At 39.2% G+C, this 18,700-nt stretch carries 22 protein-coding genes; 2 read left to right on the top strand and 20 right to left on the bottom strand.

Translation table 11 applies throughout. The annotated features are described in order from the left end of the window. Nucleotides 1–6: 6 nt before the first annotated feature. The 13 genes from pyrR to I588_RS20105 all read right to left on the bottom strand — a co-directional run bounded on the left by pyrR (nt 7) and on the right by I588_RS20105 (nt 12,174). On the bottom strand, nt 7–549 hold the full coding sequence (pyrR, locus tag I588_RS20170) for a bifunctional pyr operon transcriptional regulator/uracil phosphoribosyltransferase PyrR (RefSeq protein ID WP_010759041.1): 543 nt from the start codon (nt 547–549) through the stop codon (nt 7–9). 213 nt (nt 550–762) lie between these two features. Further along, complete coding sequence (locus tag I588_RS20165) at nt 763–1,671, bottom strand: RluA family pseudouridine synthase (protein WP_010759042.1); 909 nt, start codon at nt 1,669–1,671, stop codon at nt 763–765. Continuing rightward, nucleotides 1,661–2,125, bottom strand: a complete 465-nt coding sequence (gene lspA, locus I588_RS20160; protein ID WP_010759043.1) for a signal peptidase II — start codon at nt 2,123–2,125, stop codon at nt 1,661–1,663. Before lspA ends, I588_RS20165 begins: the two co-directional genes overlap by 11 nt. Before the next feature lie 4 nt (nt 2,126–2,129). Then, entirely contained in the window at nt 2,130–2,828 is a 699-nt protein-coding gene (locus I588_RS20155; protein ID WP_010759044.1) for a CBS domain-containing protein, read from the bottom strand. A 312-nt stretch (nt 2,829–3,140) separates the two neighbouring features. Then, nucleotides 3,141–3,914, bottom strand: a complete 774-nt coding sequence (locus I588_RS20150; RefSeq protein WP_010759045.1) for a hypothetical protein — start codon at nt 3,912–3,914, stop codon at nt 3,141–3,143. Nucleotides 3,915–4,022: 108 nt separating this feature from the next. Then, a complete protein-coding gene (locus I588_RS20145; protein WP_281169993.1) occupies nt 4,023–4,604 on the bottom strand; it encodes a class I SAM-dependent methyltransferase in 582 nt (193 codons plus the stop codon). Between the two features lie 409 nt (nt 4,605–5,013). Beyond that, a complete protein-coding gene (gene fic / locus I588_RS20135) occupies nt 5,014–5,616 on the bottom strand; it encodes a protein adenylyltransferase Fic (RefSeq protein ID WP_010759047.1) in 603 nt (200 codons plus the stop codon). A 179-nt stretch (nt 5,617–5,795) separates the two neighbouring features. After that, the gene (gene argD, locus I588_RS20130) at nt 5,796–6,944 is read right to left on the bottom strand and encodes an acetylornithine transaminase (RefSeq protein ID WP_010759048.1); all 1,149 of its coding nucleotides are present in this window, start codon (nt 6,942–6,944) and stop codon (nt 5,796–5,798) included. Then, nucleotides 6,941–7,690 carry an acetylglutamate kinase gene (argB, locus tag I588_RS20125; protein ID WP_010759049.1) on the bottom strand — a complete coding sequence of 250 codons (750 nt, stop codon included), beginning with the start codon at nt 7,688–7,690 and terminating at the stop codon, nt 6,941–6,943. Before argB ends, argD begins: the two co-directional genes overlap by 4 nt. 13 nt (nt 7,691–7,703) lie before the next feature. Beyond that, the gene (gene argJ, locus I588_RS20120; protein WP_010759050.1) at nt 7,704–8,897 is read right to left on the bottom strand and encodes a bifunctional ornithine acetyltransferase/N-acetylglutamate synthase; all 1,194 of its coding nucleotides are present in this window, start codon (nt 8,895–8,897) and stop codon (nt 7,704–7,706) included. A gap of 18 nt (nt 8,898–8,915) precedes the next feature. Then, entirely contained in the window at nt 8,916–9,947 is a 1,032-nt protein-coding gene (gene argC, locus I588_RS20115) for an N-acetyl-gamma-glutamyl-phosphate reductase (RefSeq protein WP_010759051.1), read from the bottom strand. Between the two features lie 284 nt (nt 9,948–10,231). Then, a complete protein-coding gene (gene aroD, locus I588_RS20110; RefSeq protein WP_010759052.1) occupies nt 10,232–10,978 on the bottom strand; it encodes a type I 3-dehydroquinate dehydratase in 747 nt (248 codons plus the stop codon). 20 nt (nt 10,979–10,998) lie between these two features. Continuing rightward, nucleotides 10,999–12,174: a Gfo/Idh/MocA family protein gene (locus I588_RS20105; RefSeq protein WP_010759053.1), complete on the bottom strand. Its 1,176-nt coding sequence runs from the start codon at nt 12,172–12,174 to the stop codon at nt 10,999–11,001. Between the two features lie 243 nt (nt 12,175–12,417). Here I588_RS20105 and I588_RS20100 point away from each other — a divergent pair, with 243 nt between their 5' ends. Next, nucleotides 12,418–13,311, top strand: coding sequence for a LysR family transcriptional regulator (locus I588_RS20100; protein WP_010759054.1), 894 nt, complete (start codon nt 12,418–12,420; stop codon nt 13,309–13,311). A gap of 179 nt (nt 13,312–13,490) precedes the next feature. On the opposite strand, the gene I588_RS20095 is transcribed toward I588_RS20100, so the two are convergent. Beyond that, entirely contained in the window at nt 13,491–13,904 is a 414-nt protein-coding gene (locus I588_RS20095; protein ID WP_010759055.1) for a DUF3788 family protein, read from the bottom strand. Continuing rightward, complete coding sequence (locus I588_RS20090; RefSeq protein WP_010759056.1) at nt 13,897–14,772, bottom strand: AraC family transcriptional regulator; 876 nt, start codon at nt 14,770–14,772, stop codon at nt 13,897–13,899. The genes I588_RS20095 and I588_RS20090 overlap by 8 nt, the downstream gene beginning before the upstream one ends. 284 nt (nt 14,773–15,056) lie before the next feature. On the opposite strand from I588_RS20090, the gene I588_RS20085 reads away from it, so the two are divergent. Continuing rightward, nucleotides 15,057–15,314 (top strand): hypothetical protein, encoded by a 258-nt coding sequence (locus tag I588_RS20085; RefSeq protein WP_010759057.1) that lies wholly within the window; start codon nt 15,057–15,059, stop codon nt 15,312–15,314. A 15-nt stretch (nt 15,315–15,329) separates the two neighbouring features. Here I588_RS20085 and I588_RS20080 read toward each other — a convergent pair whose 3' ends face one another. The 5 genes from I588_RS20080 to I588_RS20060 all read right to left on the bottom strand — a co-directional run bounded on the left by I588_RS20080 (nt 15,330) and on the right by I588_RS20060 (nt 18,686). Further along, on the bottom strand, nt 15,330–15,917 hold the full coding sequence (locus I588_RS20080; protein ID WP_010759058.1) for a YcxB family protein: 588 nt from the start codon (nt 15,915–15,917) through the stop codon (nt 15,330–15,332). 268 nt (nt 15,918–16,185) lie between these two features. Then, the gene (locus I588_RS20075) at nt 16,186–16,926 is read right to left on the bottom strand and encodes a DeoR/GlpR family DNA-binding transcription regulator (protein ID WP_010759059.1); all 741 of its coding nucleotides are present in this window, start codon (nt 16,924–16,926) and stop codon (nt 16,186–16,188) included. Nucleotides 16,927–17,101: 175 nt separating this feature from the next. Further along, entirely contained in the window at nt 17,102–17,542 is a 441-nt protein-coding gene (gene rpiB / locus I588_RS20070; RefSeq protein ID WP_010759061.1) for a ribose 5-phosphate isomerase B, read from the bottom strand. Beyond that, nucleotides 17,539–18,192: a ribulose-phosphate 3-epimerase gene (rpe, locus tag I588_RS20065; RefSeq protein WP_010759062.1), complete on the bottom strand. Its 654-nt coding sequence runs from the start codon at nt 18,190–18,192 to the stop codon at nt 17,539–17,541. The genes rpiB and rpe overlap by 4 nt, the downstream gene beginning before the upstream one ends. Before the next feature lie 32 nt (nt 18,193–18,224). Then, complete coding sequence (locus tag I588_RS20060; RefSeq protein ID WP_010759063.1) at nt 18,225–18,686, bottom strand: PTS sugar transporter subunit IIA; 462 nt, start codon at nt 18,684–18,686, stop codon at nt 18,225–18,227. Nucleotides 18,687–18,700 lie beyond the last annotated feature (14 nt).

The raw sequence follows: 18,700 nt of genomic DNA, 5'->3' as shown, positions 1-18,700 counted from the left end.
TTGTCTTTACGCCTCTTCCTTTTGGATCAAGATGCGATCTTGTCCGTCCAATTCTTCCATTTCAACAATGATTTCTTCAGTTAGTGCAGTTGGAATGTTTTTCCCAACATAATCCGCACGAATCGGTAACTCCCGATGTCCACGATCCACTAAAACGGCTAATGAAATTCGATTTGGCCGCCCATAATCCATCACTGCATCCAGTGCTGCGCGAATTGTCCGTCCAGTGAACAATACATCATCCACCAAGATCACTTCTTTTCCTGCGATTTCAAAAGGAATGTCTGAAGAATGCAGCTCAGGTTCAGCTGTTTCCTGTTTCTTCACATCATCGCGATAAAGAGTAATATCCAGCTCGCCCACCGGAATTTCAATATGTTCTAATTGTTTCAACCGTTCAGCAATTCGCTGAGCAATAAAGATTCCTCGAGTTTTGATACCTACTAAAACAATATCTTGAACTCCTTTGTTGCGTTCAATAATTTCATAGGTGATACGGGTTAACGCTCGTTTCATCGTTACCTCATCGACAACTTCTTTTTTGTACATCTTGTCTCCTCCTCTTTTTTCCATAAAAAAACTCCTACCCGCATGCAGGTAGGAGGATCGTAATCGACTTCGTCAAAAATGATAGAGTTGTTCCTAAGCGCACTTAGTTCAAGCTTCTATCTCCACCCTTCTTAGCCTCACGGGACTACTCTTAAAGGATCTTCTATTCAATTTTTCTCACTGGGAATACTATACCGTTCTTTTTCTAAGAAATCAATCTTTTTCTCGCAGTTGCTGCAAAGTTTTTTGAAAAATTTCCGGCAGCGGTGCTTCGAAGACTAAGCTCTCTCCCGTTTTCGGATGAGTAAAGCCTAATAGCTTCGCATGTAAAAACTGTCCGTTGCCCTTTAAGGTTTTCTTCGGTCCATATAACGGATCACCAGCTACTGGATAACCAATGTATTGCATGTGTACCCGGATTTGGTGCGTTCGCCCCGTTTCCAATTGCAATTCGATCAAAGTAAAGTCCGTAAAGCGTTCCAGCACTTCGAAATGTGTGACGGCTTCCTTGCCGCCTTCAATTACTGCCTGCATTTTCCGATCTACCTTTGAACGACCGATTGGTGCTTCAATCCGACCTTTTTCATGAGAAATTTCTCCATGAACCAAGGCTACGTATTTTCTTAACGACGTTTTGTCCTTCAGCTGTTTTGCCAAAGCTTCATGAGCTTGATCATTTTTCGCTACCATTAATAAGCCAGAAGTGTCCTTGTCAATCCGATGAACAATCCCTGGACGAACTACATCATTAATAGTAGATAAATTTTTAATTTGATGTAATAGACCGTTAACTAACGTTCCATGGGAATGCCCAGCCGATGGATGAACCACCATGCCCTGGGGTTTATTTACCACCACTACATCCTCATCCTCATAAACAATATCCAGCTGCAAGTCCTCCGGCAAAAGCTCCAATTCTTCAGGCTCAGGAATACGGATCAAAATCTGATCTCCTTTACTCACTTTGTAATTGGCCTTAATCGGTTGCTCAGCTACCGAAACCTGTCCATCCTTGATCCATTGCTGAATCTGAGAACGAGAATAATCTTTCAGCCGTTCATTGAGCACTTTGTCAATCCGGCCACTCTCTTCATGTATAATTACTTCAATTTCATTTTCCATGCTTTTTTTCTCTCTCATCTAATAGAATGTAAATAAATATCATCGCGACACCAACCACCAATGCCATATCCGCAATATTGAAGATCGGAAAGTTGATGAAATCCAGCTGAAACATGTCTACTACATAACCTAAACGCAGGCGATCAATAAAATTCCCCACTGCTCCAGCCAAGAATAAGCTGATACCAATCGTCAGCCATTTGCTTTCCTGCAAATGCTTGGCTAAATAATAAATCCCAGCAGCTACAGCTACCACTGTAATAATAATGAAGAAAACCCGCTGCCCTTCTAACAAACTAAAGGCTCCTCCAGTATTATGAATGTAGGTTAATGACAAAACATTCGGAATAACCTGTTGCACATCACCCAAATTAAAATTGCCGACAATCCAAAACTTGAACCATTGATCGAGGCCAATAATTACAGCGCTCAACAATAAATATACAGCTAACAATAGACTACTCCTCTTTCTGCGCATAAATATCCCTTGGTCGAACAATCCCTACCAAGTTGCCATTCGGATCGCCATCTTTTGTGATCAAAACTGCTTCCAAAGTCGTCTGGCTGCGGAACATTTCCTCAACCTCAGCAACCTTCGTATCAGCAGAAACAAAATGAAAATTCGTACTCTTCCCATTTGTCTGCAGCAAATCCTCGGCCTTTTTTCCTTCCAGATTCACTGGACCTGCTAAGCTAGCTTGAGCAAAGAACAAACCAATCGTCCGCAAAGTCACTAAACCCTTAAACTGACCCCGATGATAAACCGGAAACTGGGAAAAGCGCTTCTCAGCCACAATCTCCATAATTCTCCGCAACGGAAAATCCTGTTCAAAGCCCGTAACATTTTTGCCAAACCGCGGCAAAACCTTTTTCGGCCGAACCAGAGCCTCTTCAATCTCTGCTATCCGCTGAACCGCCCAATCATTTGGCTCTGCAATTACAAAATCATCTGCAATCTGATCATGCACAATCGCATTGCGCAGCTGCGCCAGCTGCAGCAAATCATTCTCATTATCTCCAACTAACGTTCCCTTACGTTTCGACAAACGACGAACCATCTCACTAAAGCCCATATTCGAAGGATTATTCAATTGATTCTTCAATTCTTTTTCAATACGATTAAATGTACTAAGAAAAATATCAGCTCTCTCGCCCATGCATGTGCTCCTTTTTCGTTACTATTCACAGTATAGTAAAAAAGGAAGGATAAAGGAAGTGAGAACGACGAAAAACTCGGCGGGGGGGAGTAGAATTGTTTCAGTTCGATTACGCAAAACTATATAATGATATATGTTAAAATCATTACAGTATTTTAGAATGATATGAATTCGAATCATTCTGCTAGTATAAGTGAGTTACTAAACTTAATTCTATTTACTTAATGTCTCCCATTAATAATTTCCTTCACTTCTATGGATTATATTAAAAAAATATTTAACTATCACAAATAAATTAGACATTACTCAACTTTACATACTAATAACAAACCAATTAAAAATGTCTCGCAAATAAATCATAGACAAAAAAATTACTATTGTTATCAAAAGTTTTTTTAAGAAAAATGGAATCTTCCAAATATTCTTTCCTACAACAAATTGAAACATCAAATTTTCTGTATAAAATGAAAGTAAGTACAGAAAAAAGACAAAGATAAAAGTTCTTGGCATGCTCATTTCATATGGGGTTCTAGTAATAGAAAAAGCAATGCTTCTTGCAGATATAAAAAATAGTAGCAAAGGAAAGAGTAAGTATTCAATCTTTCTTATAAATTTGCTAATTATATCTTGTTCATAACCTCTATCCTTTAGTCCTTTTACGTATCTATGATATAGATATCTAAAAAAAAGTGAGATGGAGAAGGAATTGATCGTGATAACACAAATTAACCATGCAATTTCATACGAAGGGATTTTTTCCATATATGTTAATAGGAGAACCATAATCGGGAAAATTACCCATACAAATTTGTTGTATCCTCTCAATCTACTAAGATTATCTTTAAATTCTTCCTCTCTAATCTTAAACTCTTGATGACCTTTAACTACCACTGATGATTGTACTTGTGTTGCAGTAATATTTATAAAAGAATTATCTCCCTTTGTGCTAATATCACTAAAATTTTGATCTTGAGTATTTGATGGACTGTTGTCATTCTCAATTTTTTTCTTTTCTATTAATATACCTACAATTGTTGTGATCAATGTAATTAATGCACTGCTTAAAGTTAGAATAGGTTCTATCATTAAAATCTACCTTCTTTCCACTTCTTATGTCTGTCTTAAATGGTAAACACAATTAATTATATAAACTATGCCGTTGAGATTACTAAAATTCAATACGTACTTAACTATTTAATTATTTATACTTAAAACCATATAACTCAACGGAAATTTATCCAAAACCTTCGTAGATCCATTATTAGCCGTCTCCAAATTGTACTCCTCGATATCCTCCAAACTCAGTCCATTTTTTATAAGGGCTTTCAAAATGTCCGACAGCTTGTGCATGAACCAATAACCTTCTTTAAATTCATACTCAACACCGCCAATATAATCTAGACCGTCCTTATAATGATAAGGTCCTTTTTCGAAATATGGGACTAACAAATCAAAATCGGGCCTTTTTGCATCAAAATCGACCTCAAATATATAAGCAATTGGATGCATTTCAAAAATTAATAGTTGCCCACCCTTTTTCAACAAGCGGCTAACGACTGCAAAATACTCATTCAAATCTGGAAACCACTGAAGTGAGCCTTCTGATATATAAATGAAATCGAAGTAATTGTTGTATAAATCATTTATATTTAAAATATTAGTTCTTTCAAATGTAGCGTCTATTTTAGCTATTTCTGCTAGTTGTTTTGCTTCTTGAATTGCATTGTCTAAGATGTCAAAACCGACCGCTTTTTGGCTCCGAGTTTCATTAGAGATAATAACTCTCTTCCGTTATTACAAGGTAGCTGACCAATCACTTTATCGGTCAAATCAATTTCATCTAGTTTTTCTAACAGTACAGCATCGCAGTCCCTATCGAAAGTCGTGAAATTAGAATATTGGAATCCTTTTTGCAAAGAATTACCCCTAGCTTTTTGATGATAATTTAATGCTTCATTTCATGCAGATCTGTTGCTATCGTATATATTTTTAGAGTTCATGAGATTTCCTCCGTTAAATTCTTTACGTTTAATTATAATAGCAAACAAAAATAAATCGTTGCCTATTATAAAAATAAGCAGCGATTTATAGAATAATTACTTGAATCTGAGTATATTTTCTTATACTTATCTTGATATCGCGATTTGACGAAAGTTTTGTATTTCTATGCTGACCACAATTAAGCCTACAACTCTTCAATCCTATACTCCATATACCCTTCATAGAAATAGCTAGTATCTATACCCTTCATAAACACATCACGATCATCAACTTTATCTGTCAGCGCATCCTTCAACAAAAATCTGATCTCCAAATCATTTACCGGACTACGTTCCATGGCAGAAAGATAGGCTTCTTTATCGACCTGACTCCAGTCCATAACCTTTTCAAGCTCTTTCTTCAAGATTAAATCTAGCCAGATTCTCACAGTTCTACCGTTACCTTCGAGAAAAGGATGAGCAGCATTCATCTCTACATATTTGGCAATGATTTCTTCATAGTTAGTCTGAGGCATTTTATCAATGTGCTCTAAGGCTGTTTTTAGATACATTACAGGAGTAAAGCTGAAATTTCTTTTGGCAATATTAACGTCTCGCACGTTCCCAGCAAAATAGTAAATATCGTCAAAAAGATATTTATGAATTTCTGCTAATCCTTGAAAGGTTCCTACTTCTAATTCATTGATTTTTCCAGATTCAAATAGTTGCTTAGCTTTTTGTTTACTGATCTTTTCTTCAGCTTTAGCCAGTTCGATTTGATCTGTAATGTCCAACTTATTTTCTAACATCGAAATTCTCCTTAGTACAGAAAGCGTCAACCGTTTTGTATTAACCTAATGTTACCATTTTAAATATGCTATGTAAAAACCATACTAACTTAAATCATCTATTAATGAGTCGAATTTTCTGCCATTCATCAACCAATTAAAAAACCCGAAACACCCTCCGGTATTCCGAGCTCTCATACTTACTTATTATCTAACAACTCCACCTTAATCATCCCAATCCCCTTCTCTAACTCATCCTGTTCAATCGTTAGAGGTGGCAATAGGCGTAGTGTGTTGTTGCCGGCTTTCAATACTAATAAACCTTTTTTCTGTAAATTCGTAACAGTAGCATTTAAGGTATCTTGATCTTTCAGCTGAACACCGATCATTAAACCTTGGCCGCGGACATCTAGTACCTTATCGCTTGAGTCTTTCAAGCTGCTTAAGGATTTCAAGGCGTAATCGCCTTTTTGTTTTACTTTGTCTAGGAAGTTGGGATCGTTAATAATATCCAATACTGCTACTGCAACTCGTAAAGCTAATTTGTTTCCGCCGAAGGTTGTGCCGTGAGAACCTGGTCCGAAGGCGTCTTTTAATTCTTTTTTGCCTAACATGGCGCCGACTGGGATGCCGTTGCCGAGAGCTTTGGCTAAGGTGAAGATGTCTGGCTCGATGCCATAGCCTTCGTAGGCGTACAAGTTACCAGTACGGCCGATTCCTGTTTGAATCTCATCGACGATTAACAAAGTGCCTTGTTCTTTACAAAGCTCTGCGACTTGTTGGACGAATGAGACCTCGGCTGGTAGTACGCCGCCTTCGCCTTGGATTAATTCGATCATGACGGCTGCGGTATCTTGATCGACAAGTTTCTTCAATGGTCCAATTTCGTTAAAAGGTACGTATTGGAAATCGGGTAAAATTGGAGCAAACCCTTCATGCAGCGCTTCTTGGCCGGTGGCGCTAAGTGCGCCATAGGTACGTCCATGGAATGATTGCTGGAAGCTGATAATTTTTGAACGTCCGGTGGCTTTCCGGGCTAACTTGATAGCTGCTTCGTTGGCTTCGGTTCCGCTGTTGCAGAAGAAGGCCAGGTAATTTTTGTTGTTGGCTAATTTCTTGGCTACGTCTTCCTGCAGCTTGCTGGAGTATAGATTGGAAGTATGCCAAATTAAGTGCATTTGTTTTTCTAGAGCTCGAATTAGCTTGGGGTGCTGATGGCCTAAGCTGTTTACCCCAATTCCGCTGGTGAAATCTAAATATTCTTTACCCGTTTGGTCTTCGACATAATTGCCGAAGCCTCTGACTAGATCAATGGGTTCTCTTTTGTAATTAGGAAATAGATGAGTCATGCAAACACCTTCGCTTTCGTGATCTTTGTGCCGCATTTTGCGATACTGTTAGTAATGAAGACTTCCTTTACGCCTTTGGTCAATGCGGATGTAGCACTGTCCAGCTTAGGAATCATGCCGCCTGTAATTACTTCTTGGTCTTTTAATTGTTCAACATCGTCAGTCGTTAAATGCTCCAACCATTCGCCTTCACATTTTACGCCAGGTACGTCAGTGATTAGGTACAAAGCTTCTGCGTCTAAAGCTTCTGCGATTTTGCAGGCCGCTGTGTCGGCATTGATATTTAACCATTCACCTTCTTCAGTTAAGCCAAGAGGAGCGATGATTGGCACATGATTTTTCGCTAATACGTCGTTAATCATGCCGGTACCGATATTGGTAATGGTGCCAACATAGCCCAAGTTGTCTTTGTCGATAAAAGTTCCTTGAATCAGCTGGCCGCAAGAAGCATGCAGCCCAACAGCTGAGAAACCATTTTGCTGGAAAACCGTGGTGATGGCAGGCTGAACTTGGCCAATTAACACCATTTGAGTGATTTTTAGTGCTTGCGCAGAGGTTACACGCAGTCCGTTAGCGATCGTTACTGGAACATTTAGTTTTTCCATCATTTCGGTGATGTAATAACCGCCACCGTGAACGATCACGATTTCTTTGCCGGCTGCTTGCCAATCTGCTAATGTTTCAAAAAATTCTTCGGTTAAATTATCACTGGCGACGCCGCCAATTTTCACTACGATTTTTCCCATGTCTTTACTCCCCTTACGTATGGTATAACGCATTGACTTCAACGTATTTGTAGGTTAAGTCACAGCCCCAAGCGGCACCTTTTGCGTTTCCTAAATTCATATCAACAGCAATAACAATCTTGTCTTGTTCTAAAATTTGTTTAATCGCATCTTCGTCAAAGGTTTGTGGTTGGCTGTTTTTCAGTACCTGTACACTGCCGATCCACATATCGACCTTCTCGGGATCAATCTTTGTTTCTGAATAACCGATAGCACAGATGATTCTGCCCCAGTTAGGATCTTCTCCAAACATCGCAGTCTTTACTAACATTGAGCCAACGATCTTTTTGGCGATCATCCGGGCAGCCAACTCGTCAGTTGCGCCTTCTACCTGTACCTCAATCAGCTTGGTAGCTCCCTCGCCGTCTTTGGCGATCATTTGGGCCAAGGTTTCACTTACTAGCTGGAACATCGCTACGAACTTATCATAGCCTTCTGTGTCCTTTTCAATTTCAGTGTTGCCTGCAAGCCCGTTAGCTAAAACTAACACCATGTCGTTAGTTGACGTATCGCCATCGACTGTAATTTGGTTAAAGGTCGTTTCAGTCTTTTCACTTAACAATTCCTGTAGCAGCTCTTGTGAAATTTCGGCATCCGTCGTAATGAAAGCCAGCATGGTTGCCATGTTCGGATGGATCATACCTGATCCTTTAGCCGTTCCAGCAATCGTTACAGTCTCGCCGTTAATTTTGTCCTGCACCACTATTTCTTTGGTGGTGGTATCAGTTGTCATAATTGCTTCATGGAAGTGGTAAGGCTCGCAATCGTCCATATCCACCTTTTGAATGCCTTGCTCCACCAATTCGATTGGCATAATCTTACCAATAACTCCAGTGGAAGCAACGGCTACTTTATCAGCTGTAACACCTAAGTGATCCGCTGTGGCCTGTTGCATTTGTTTTGCATGAACTAAGCCGATTTCACCAGTGCAAGCATTGGCGTAGCCTGAGTTAACGACTACGGCTTGAATCGTTGGTTCCTGCATTGCTTCTTTTGTTACATAAATTGGTGCTGCCTTCACTTGGTTGGTGGTGTAAACTGCTGCGGCCTTCGCAGCTTTTTCAGAGTAAATTACTCCTAAGTCTAATTTGTTTTTCTTTAATCCACAGTGTAAGCCAGTGGCCTGAAAGCCTTTCGGACTGGCGATTGTTCCATCAATTATATTCATAAGTCTTCTCCTTTGTTGTTACGGATAAACAGGTACCAGCTCTAAGCCAGTCGTTTCCGGTAGATTCATTAGTAAGTTCAAGTTTTGAATTGCTTGGCCGGCTGCGCCTTTGACTAGGTTGTCAATTACGCTAATTACCGTTATCGTCTGAGTTGCTTCATTATAAGCCATGCCAATGTCACAGTAGTTGGAGCCTACCACTTGCTTGATGCAAGGGAAATCTTGGCCCTCCTGCAGGCGAATAAATGGTTTATTGCCATACTCTGCTTCAAAAGCTTCGCGAACTTCGCTGCCAGTAACACCAGCTTTAGCTTTACAATAGGTGGTCATCAAAATTCCACGAGTCACTGGAATCAAAGCTGTCGAAAACTGAACCGCTGGAATTTCAGCATCCCATGCCTGCAGCTGTTGGACAATTTCTGGAATATGCTGGTGCTGATTCAATTTGTAAACCGACATGTTGTCGTTCGCTTCAGTATAATGAGCTGCTTCAGAAAGCTTCTTGCCTGCACCTGATAAGCCTGACTTACCATCAAAGATAATCGAGTTCTTTTCAATCAGCTGCTGCTTCACTAATGGAGCAACGGATAAGATTGCTGCAGTGGCGTAACAGCCAGGGTTAGCAATCAGCTTCAAATCCTTCGGCAGTTGGAAATCAGCCAAGCCGTAAGTTGCCTGTTCTAAGGCTGAAACAGGTGCGCTGGATTTGCCGTACCATTTTTCATACTGCGCTGGATTTTTCAAACGATAGTCGCCAGATAAATCAATCACTGGAAACTGTTTTTCGATAAAAGGTAGTGCTTGATCTTTGGCTACCCCAGATGGAGCCGCGAAAAATACTAAATCTGCCTGGGCCATAATTTTCTCAGGATCGACTTCTTCTAAAGGCAATTCGATCAGATGTTTCAAATGTGGGAATCGTCGATCGATCGCTTCCCCGTTTTGTGAATGACTGTGGATTGAAACAATTTCTACAGCTGGATGATTATTCAATAAACGCAGTAATTCTAATCCGCTGTAGCCAGTCACACCGATAATTGATACTTTCACTCAAAACCCTCCGATCAAATTGCATAAAAATGCAATTAGTAGTTGTATAGTTTATGATTATAGAATTCTAACATGAATAAGTCAATGCTTTTTTATAAACTTTTTCACCAAATTGCGCAAATTTATTCACTATTCCACTATTAAACCCTCGATATGCACAATTTTATTCATTTATACACAAAAAAGCCTTTTCAAATTCATTCAGCACTGAAGCAGCAAACAAGTCTGAAAAGGCGATTCATCAAAAAAAGACCAGGCAATCGCTCACCTGATCTTAATACTTCCTATAATGTTTCTAAAATCGTGCGTAGTTCGCCAACTGAAACTTGTCCTGGTGCTGAAGCTTTTTTCGCTGCTCCAAAGGTTGCTGCTGAGCCGAATGTTGCACCAGAAATACGGCTGACAACACCTAGTTTGCCCATAGACATTGTGATTAGTGGTTGTTTTGCATAATTATGATACATTTCTTGTGTAGCATCCAATAGAACAATCACATCATGAGTAGTTTGCGGCATTACCGCAATCTTGCAAATGTCTGCGCCTTTGTCTTGCATAGCACGTAGTCGAGTGATGATTTCTTCTTTTGGCGGTGTTTTGTCAAAGTCGTGGTTGCACATCACGATTTTTACGCCTTTATCATGAGCTGCTTTCACTAATTCTGCCACTTCAGCTTCTGGCATAAACAATTCAACGTCCAATAAATCAAAGCTGCCTTGCTCCAGGAATGCGTTATACATTTCGAAGTATTGTGCGTCATCCATCGGACAAACGCCGCCTTCTTTTGCTGTACGGAAGGTAACCAATAAAGGCATTTTCACAGCCGCTTTCACTTCTTTCACAAATTCTGCTGCTTTCGCAAAATCAGTAATTTCTTCAAAGTGATCAATTCGCCATTCAATGATATCACAGTTGCTGGCTACAGCGATTTCGGCTTCTTGCAAAATTTCTTCCCGCGTCTTTCCTACTAAAGGAACGATTACTTTCGGCAGTCCTTCACCTAAGGTTACATTTTCAACAGTTACAGTTTCCATCTTAAGTTATCACTTCTTTCTTAAAAATCTACCCTGCGTCCTTCTTCTGCTGACAGATAAGCCGCATAGATAATTTTTATTGTATCATAAGCAAGGTCCAAACCGGATAGTGGTTGGCGATTTTCTGCCACACATTCGGCAAAATCTTGAAATTGGGCCAAATATCCTCGCAACGTTTCTTCCGCAACAAAGACTTTGTTCCAGCCTGTTTTGTCCTGCAGCTGTTCAGAAATGTAGACATCGTCTAAATCATCTTGGTCCAAGAAGTAAGTCGATAGGTTATCCGCTGGTGTAATATTGTTCACCAAAGCACTGTCGTTAGTATAAACCTCCACGTAATTCTTCACACCACCTAATGTGTTGTCGTTAGAAATTGAGATAGCTTTCGTGCCATCTGTAAAGGTAATGATGACTGTCGCAAAATCTTCAGTATCGATAGATTTCGCTGGGAAATAGCGTTTATCATGTTCATTCAAGCTTGGAGCCAAACGGCCAGTTTCAGCCACCACACTTTGTACACCAATTTCTTCACCACGAGCTTTTGCTTCAATTTGCTTTAAGAACAACATACCGCCAATTGGATGGCTGCCAAGTCGAATTAATGAACCGCCGCCCGCTAGTGACCAGTAAGCAGAAGCTGGTGAAGTGGACGAACGAATGCTTTCCTCACCCTTCATGTACATAATTTTGCTCTTTTTAGCTTCAATCATTTCAGCTGAACGTAAGATATTTGGTGAGTACACATAGTTTTCAGCATACATAAATAACCGATCTGATGCTTCAAATTTCTTACGGCATTCGTCAATATTTTTAAGTAGACTTTCATACATTTTCGCCTTAGGCACTTTTAAACCAATTGGCTCTTCGTCACCCTCTTCGCCAAAATAACCTGTTAAGGGCTTTTCGCAGATCACGTGTTTATTAGCATCCAATGCTTCATAAGCCAAGCCTAAGTGAGTAACTGGTGGTGTGATAATATCCACCACATCCACTTCAGGGTCTTCCAGCACTTGCTGGTAGCTGGCAGCTACTTCTTCAATGATGTCCCATTTGTCACATAGCTGTTGTGCACGTTCCTGGTCGTTGTCATAAACATACTTGATTCGTAAATCCACACCGCTCACCTTGTTGTAGGAATTTGTATGGAAATTCCCAGCAAATCCAGCGCCGATCAAAGCAATTGTCACTTTTTTCATGTATTGATTCCTCCAATTTACGTTTTCTAAAACGTTTTCTTTCTATTAAATACTATAAGAATTTTCGATTGTGAAAACAATCTCAATTGAGATTGATATTCATAACAATCATGTTATAATTCAGTAGAGAGGTTTCACACTACTATTGAACACCTAAAAATAGTTGAGTAAATACATAACAAAAATGAATACTGATAAATTCTTTTAAAGTACTGACTCAGAATAATAGAAAAGGAGCTAGTCATGAACTTACATAATTTAGAAGCCTTCTGTCGTCTGGCTGAAGTGGAGCACTACGGAAAGGCTGCCGATGAATTAGGGATTGCCCAGCCTTCGCTTAGTCGAATGATTCGGCGTATGGAAGATAATTTGGGTGTTGCCCTGTTCAAGCCGGTTGGGCGAAATATTCGCCTGACTAAGATGGGCAAAATCTATTACGAAAAGGTTAGAAAAGGCTTGGATGAGATTAAGCTGGGGGCGGATACGATTCAAGATATTGTGGATCCTTATTTTGGCAGTATTGATCTAGGCTTTATTTTTACCTTGGGCCCTGAGATTATTCCTGAGCTGTTAAAGCAATTCCGCAGTGATCCTGAACGAGCCAAGTACAAATTCAAATTCTGGCAGGGAAATACACCACGACTGATTGAGAATGCCAAAAAAGAAATCTGCGACTTTTCAATTTGTTCCTATTTAAGAAACGAACCGGAAATCGAGTTTTTCCATTTATTAGATCAGCCTTTGGTAGCAATCGTAGCTAATTCGCATCCTTATGCGAAGAAGAAAAAGGTCTCGATTGCAGAATTATCTGAAATTCCGATGATTCTCTGTCTGGATAAGACCTATTTTATCGATAACTTATTCCGCAAAGAAAAGCTGCCTTTAAACATTGCTTGTCGAGTGGAGGAAGATCAGGCATTGGCCGGATTGGTTTCTATCAATTTAGGGGCTGCTATCTTGCCTTACAACAATTTGATGAAGTTTCATGACATTACGGTGCTTCCCTTAGAAACACCCGTGTATCGACCAGTCTATTTAGCTAAGAAAAAGGACATTCAATTGCCAGCTGGAGCCAAAGCCTTTGAAACCTTTTTGAAGGAAAAAGAGTTTAAGCTGTCGCTAGACCTGCCCTTTTAATCAAAAATCACCTGCTAGGATGAACAAACAATTCTCTAGCAGGTGATTTTCTTCTATTATATAGTTAAAAAGTGCAGGTTACCTTCTGATATCATTAAATACCTAAAAATGATGAAACTCAAACGTGTTTACATAATACAATTATCGTTAGTCTATTTCCGAATTTTTTTGCAATCACCCTACTTTGCCTTCTTTTTATAATCGATCAATTGGTAGATATCTGCTAAATCATTTTCACTATAGAGCGCAATTTTAAGTGTGGTTAATTTCCCTCCGTTAGCAGCTGCTTCTAAAAAGCTTTGTTTCAGTTCATCGGCTATATCCAGCTCGAAAACGCCCTGTTTAGTTCTTTCATTGAAATGAAAAGCAACGTTGAAATGTCCGTCCTGTGGCTCTCCCCAAAAAATGGTTTTCCTTTTTCGCGTAACCTTGGCTAGCCAACCACCATCCTTATAAAAGCGCCACTCCAAATCGACATCGAAATCTGACAGCTTGTTTCGTAGTGTTTTATATGCAGAAAAACTATCTCCTAAAAACAAACTCAGATTTACATCTGTTGGTTCGATCGTTCGATCTTTTTTGAAATTAATCATTGTGCTTTCCCCTCGCTTTTCCTTTTTTAACTGGCAGCCAATACTCAAGAATAGTGCCTGCTGGTCCATCTTTGGCATGAACGGAAATATCTGGGCCATTGTCATATTCATAGCCGCTGGTTGGCAGCCACTCAGAAATCACACGCTCGCCCATTTTTTGTGTTTCTTCAAGCGATTTTCCTTCATACGAGAAAATCGCCCAAGTATAAGCATCAACGATATATTCCTCTAAGGATTCATCTAAAGGTGCATCGGCAGCGATCGAAATCATATAGCGCCAGCTTTCAATAGTTTCATCTGGCATCATTACTTCAAGTAATCCAGGTGATTCTTCTCCTAATTCCTTCAGCTTCTGGATTGTTCCATTGCTCTCGGCAATTCTCCAAACCTGTTCCACCGGCTCAGCCATCTCGGCAAAGTCACCATAAAGGGGAATGGAAATACCCCCAACTCGAAAAGCTTCCTTTTTCTCAATCCTAAAGTCCAGACTTTCTACTCCCTTTATAACCATTTGAAAGCTAAGAGGCGGATATGATTTTGCCGATACTCCATCTAATTTAACAAGCGAAGGAGCTATGCCATGGACACTTTTAAATGCACGAGTAAATGCGGTGGGTGATTGATAGCCGTATTTCAACGCTATATCGATAATTTTCATGTCATCATCTTTTAAATCCATCACTGCTAAAGACATTTTCCTGCGTCGAATATATTCCGATAAAGGTGTTCCCGTCATATAAGCAAACATTCGCTGAAAATGATAAGCAGAACAATCTACTATTTTAGCAATATCGGCAGTGTTCAAACTATTTGTAATATTTTCTTCGATATAGCTGATTGCTGCATTCATTTTGTCTATCCAATCCATTTATATCCCCTCCAGCAGTATCTATATACTTAATACTATACGATGCTGCAAAAGTTTTGTCCTCTCATCTTGCATAATAATTTGCGAGGTTGGTTTACGTTTTTTGTTTGGATAGGAATAGAAAACTCTTAGTTAACATAATATAATTATTGTGTTAACTGCATCTAAATTTAAGTTTAAAACCTACTTAGGAAACACTTCACAATCTAACTGCAGAAGCTCCTTTTTCCAAAAACACCTATGGTATAATTAAGGTAGAAAGAAGAGCAAAGGAGTGGGTGGCGATGAAAAAGTACGGACTCGTTTTTGTTGCTGGTACGGTAGTGGCAATCCTTCTGTGTCTATTTAACTTTCTAACGGCACTGAAGTACATTGGCTTTGGCACATTGCTTTTCGGGATTGCGCTCTCAGGAACGTTGTCTTCTGGCGACCGGATGCGAGCAAATGCACAATACAAATCGAACTTACCAGAAAATTTTTTCCTGCAAATCATCGTTTTCTCCCTACCATTTATTATTATTTACTTCACTTTTCTAGTTTAAGGTAACTACTGTGGTTTATAACGTTATGACTGATCCTGAAAAACTACTCTCTAGTTTCAATTCTACTGCTTGCAGTTCTTCCTCCGTCAACGATTTCTTAGTCATCACAATACATTGAGGACTTGTCCCAAACAACACAATTAGCTCATCGGTGTGGATAATTTGGGTAATTCGTTTCCAACTCAGCCTTAAGTCAATATAATCAGAATAACTTGCAATCGATTCATCTGTCAGACAAACTCGACTATTCTCGAAATCTTGTTCTTTTAATTGTTTACTCAGCCTTTTGCCGAAATAGTTTTTACTATAGTAAATGTAGAGCTGGAACAATTCATAGCAAAGAAACACGCAAAAAATAAAGGTCAATAAAATTTTATCTGCCAATATCGACAATATTTCTGCAACTGGCAACGACACTGGGAACACGTTTATGTAAAAATCAAATGTGGTGAACAAATTAACCCCATAAATAATTACTAAAAACGCATAAACAACCAACAGGATCAACGCCCTTCTTCTTTTACTTTTCGAAGTGTACTTAAAATACTTTTCATTGAATCCTAACCATTCAGCTTGTGTTAACTCGCTTAATACCTCAATCATCCCATACCCACTCCCAATAATCATTTTGTTACTTTTATAATAGTTGGGTTTTATAGGTTTTACAATCGTGTCGAAGTATTTCATAAAATAAATGAGGCTGAGATATTGATCGTTAAAAATTAGTAACCCGTTCGTTTAACTAGTTTTTTCCAGATGAAAAAGGAGTATAGGTTGTCTTTACCTATACTCCTTCTCTAATCCTTAAAGGGCTAAAAAAATTGGCCCTTTATCAGTCATAAAATTGACCAGCTTATTGAGGTTTTCCCTCTTACTTAGGATAAATAATCTCGGTGATCTCACCAATTTTTTCATCATTTGCATCAGAGATGATGATCACCTCGTCCGTACTAAATGCTTTAACAGCAGCAACTTTATTGTATTTCGAACTATCGCATAAGAGATAAGCTGTTTTCGAATTGCTTAGAATTTGCTGCTTTTTGTTTGCTTCAACTAAATTAGGCGTACTAACCCCTTTTTTAGCATCGATTCCATTAGCGCCTAAAAAGGCCTTTTGGAAATTGAATGTCTGAATATTGGCATCAGTCAGCGGCCCATTTAATGATGAAATTACAGGGTTATATCTTCCACCAAGAAGTACAATTTCAGCCTGTGTTTCCTGCTGAATATTGAAAATACTGGTATTTGTCGTAATGATTGTGATTTTCATGTTGAGAATTTTATTTAACAAGGCTGTACAGGTTGATCCTGAATCCAAATAAATGACATCCCCTTCATGGATAAAGCCAGCTGCTAGCTCAGCAATCTTCTCTTTTTCCTTGGAAAACAATGTGGTTTTTGTCGCAATTGGTATTTCAGAAGTTGTTGAGCAAATTTTTACGGCCCCTCCGGCAAGCATCTCTACTCTTCCGGCTTTTTCCAATTCCTTCAAGTCTCTTCTCAGTGTTGAGATGGATACTCCAGGTAAAATCTCCTGTAACTTTTCAATTTTTATAATTTCTTCTGAGTTAAGTGTTTCTAATATTTTTTCTTGTCTTTCATAAGGTATCATAGTGACCTCCATCGATGTGAGCAGTGGTTGGAAACTCACTTTTTTTCAAATTATATCATACTTTTCCTGTTCTGATCATTTTCCATGGTATTTTTAAGCCAATCTCATATTTTTACAAACCAAATAGCGAATTTCTCCATACAAAAAAGGAATGCGCAATGCATCCCTTCCCCAATTATAGCTTTTCAATTGCGGCAATTTGTTCGACTCTTTTTTGGTGTCGGCCGCCTTCATAGGCAGCCTCAAGCCATTCTTTAGTAATCATTTTAGCTAATTCTGAACCAATCACACGTGATCCAAAGGCTAATATGTTTGTGTTGTTGTGCTCTCTTGAGAGTTTTGCACTATAGGGGTCGCTGCAAACAACTGCTCGAATTCCCGCTATTTTGTTTGCTGCAATCGAGATCCCTACACCGGTACCACAAATTAGAATACCTAAATCGCACTCTTTTGACACCACAGCTTCAGAAACAGCTTGGGCATATTTAGGATAATCCACGCGCAAATCACTTGTTGTCCCAAAATCCTGCACAGAGTGCCCCATTTCTTCTAAAAATTCTATGATAGCTGGTTTTAATTCCCAACCGACATGGTCACAACCAATCGCTAGTTTCATTCGTTCTCCATCCTTTGTTTATACTTCGATACCAGTTCTTTATAAGAAGTTTCTTTTCCGAATAGAGCAGATGTTCCGAGAACAAATCCATCTACGCCAAGCTTGGATAATGCTTTAATCTTTTGTGGTGAAACAGCCCCATCTATAATCACTTGATACTCATAATTACACTTCAAATTGACCAAACGCTTTATTTTTCTGTTTACATAGTCCAAATAAGTTTGACCAGCAAATCCTGGATTCACTGTCATCACCAGAACGTAATCAACCAAAGGTAATAATTCTTCCACCATTGCAATACTGGTACCAGGATTAAGGGCTAGGCCAACCTTCTTCTGTTTTCTTCTAATCTTGTCGATTGTTCGCGCTGGATGGCTATCCGCCTCGGGATGAAAGTAAATAATATCCATCCCCATATCCGCAAATTTTTCAACATACTCTCCTGGATTATCAATCATTAGATGAACATCGACTAATTGACTTGTCAGTTCACGAATAGTCTCAATGTCCTGCAGACCCATCCCGAAGTTAGGGACAAAGCGGCCATCCATAACGTCCAGATGGAAAATATCGATCCCTGCAGCTGTCAAAGCTTCTACTTCTTGTTTCAAGTTAGAAAAATCTGCGCACATCATAGAAGGACAGATCATTATGTTTTCCAAATTAATCCCTCTTTCACTGGCTATTTGATTGTTCCAATTTCTTGTCCGGCAAGAGCCTGGCCTTCCTCAAAAACGAAACTTTTTTTATCCAAATTAGTAAAAATCACCATAACATCTGTTTCTTTTCCTTTTGCGGCTAAAAGGCTGAAATCTACTTCAGCTAATACTGTTTCTTCGCTTACCTGATCACCTTCACTGATTTTAATCGTAAATCCAGCACCGCCTAATTCCACCGTATCAATACCAATATGAAGTAAAACCTCCAGCCCCTGCTTAGTTTTTAAAGAGATGGCATGCTTAGTGGGAAACACAGAGACTACTGTTCCCTCAATCGGTGATACAATTAATTCTTCGGTTGGTTCGACAGCAAAGCCGTCTCCCAAAGCTTTTGTGGCGAACATTTCATCATTCACTTTTTCGATGGATTTGACTAATCCTTTGGCTGGTGAATAAATGGTTGTTTTTTTATTGAATAACCCCATAGATACTCCTGCTT

Origin of the sequence: Enterococcus pallens ATCC BAA-351, from assembly GCF_000407485.1 — a bacterium.
GTDB lineage: Bacteria > Bacillota > Bacilli > Lactobacillales > Enterococcaceae > Enterococcus_A > Enterococcus_A pallens.
Note: the sequence above shows the minus strand (reverse complement) of the source record. Positions and strands in the feature narration are given on the sequence as shown.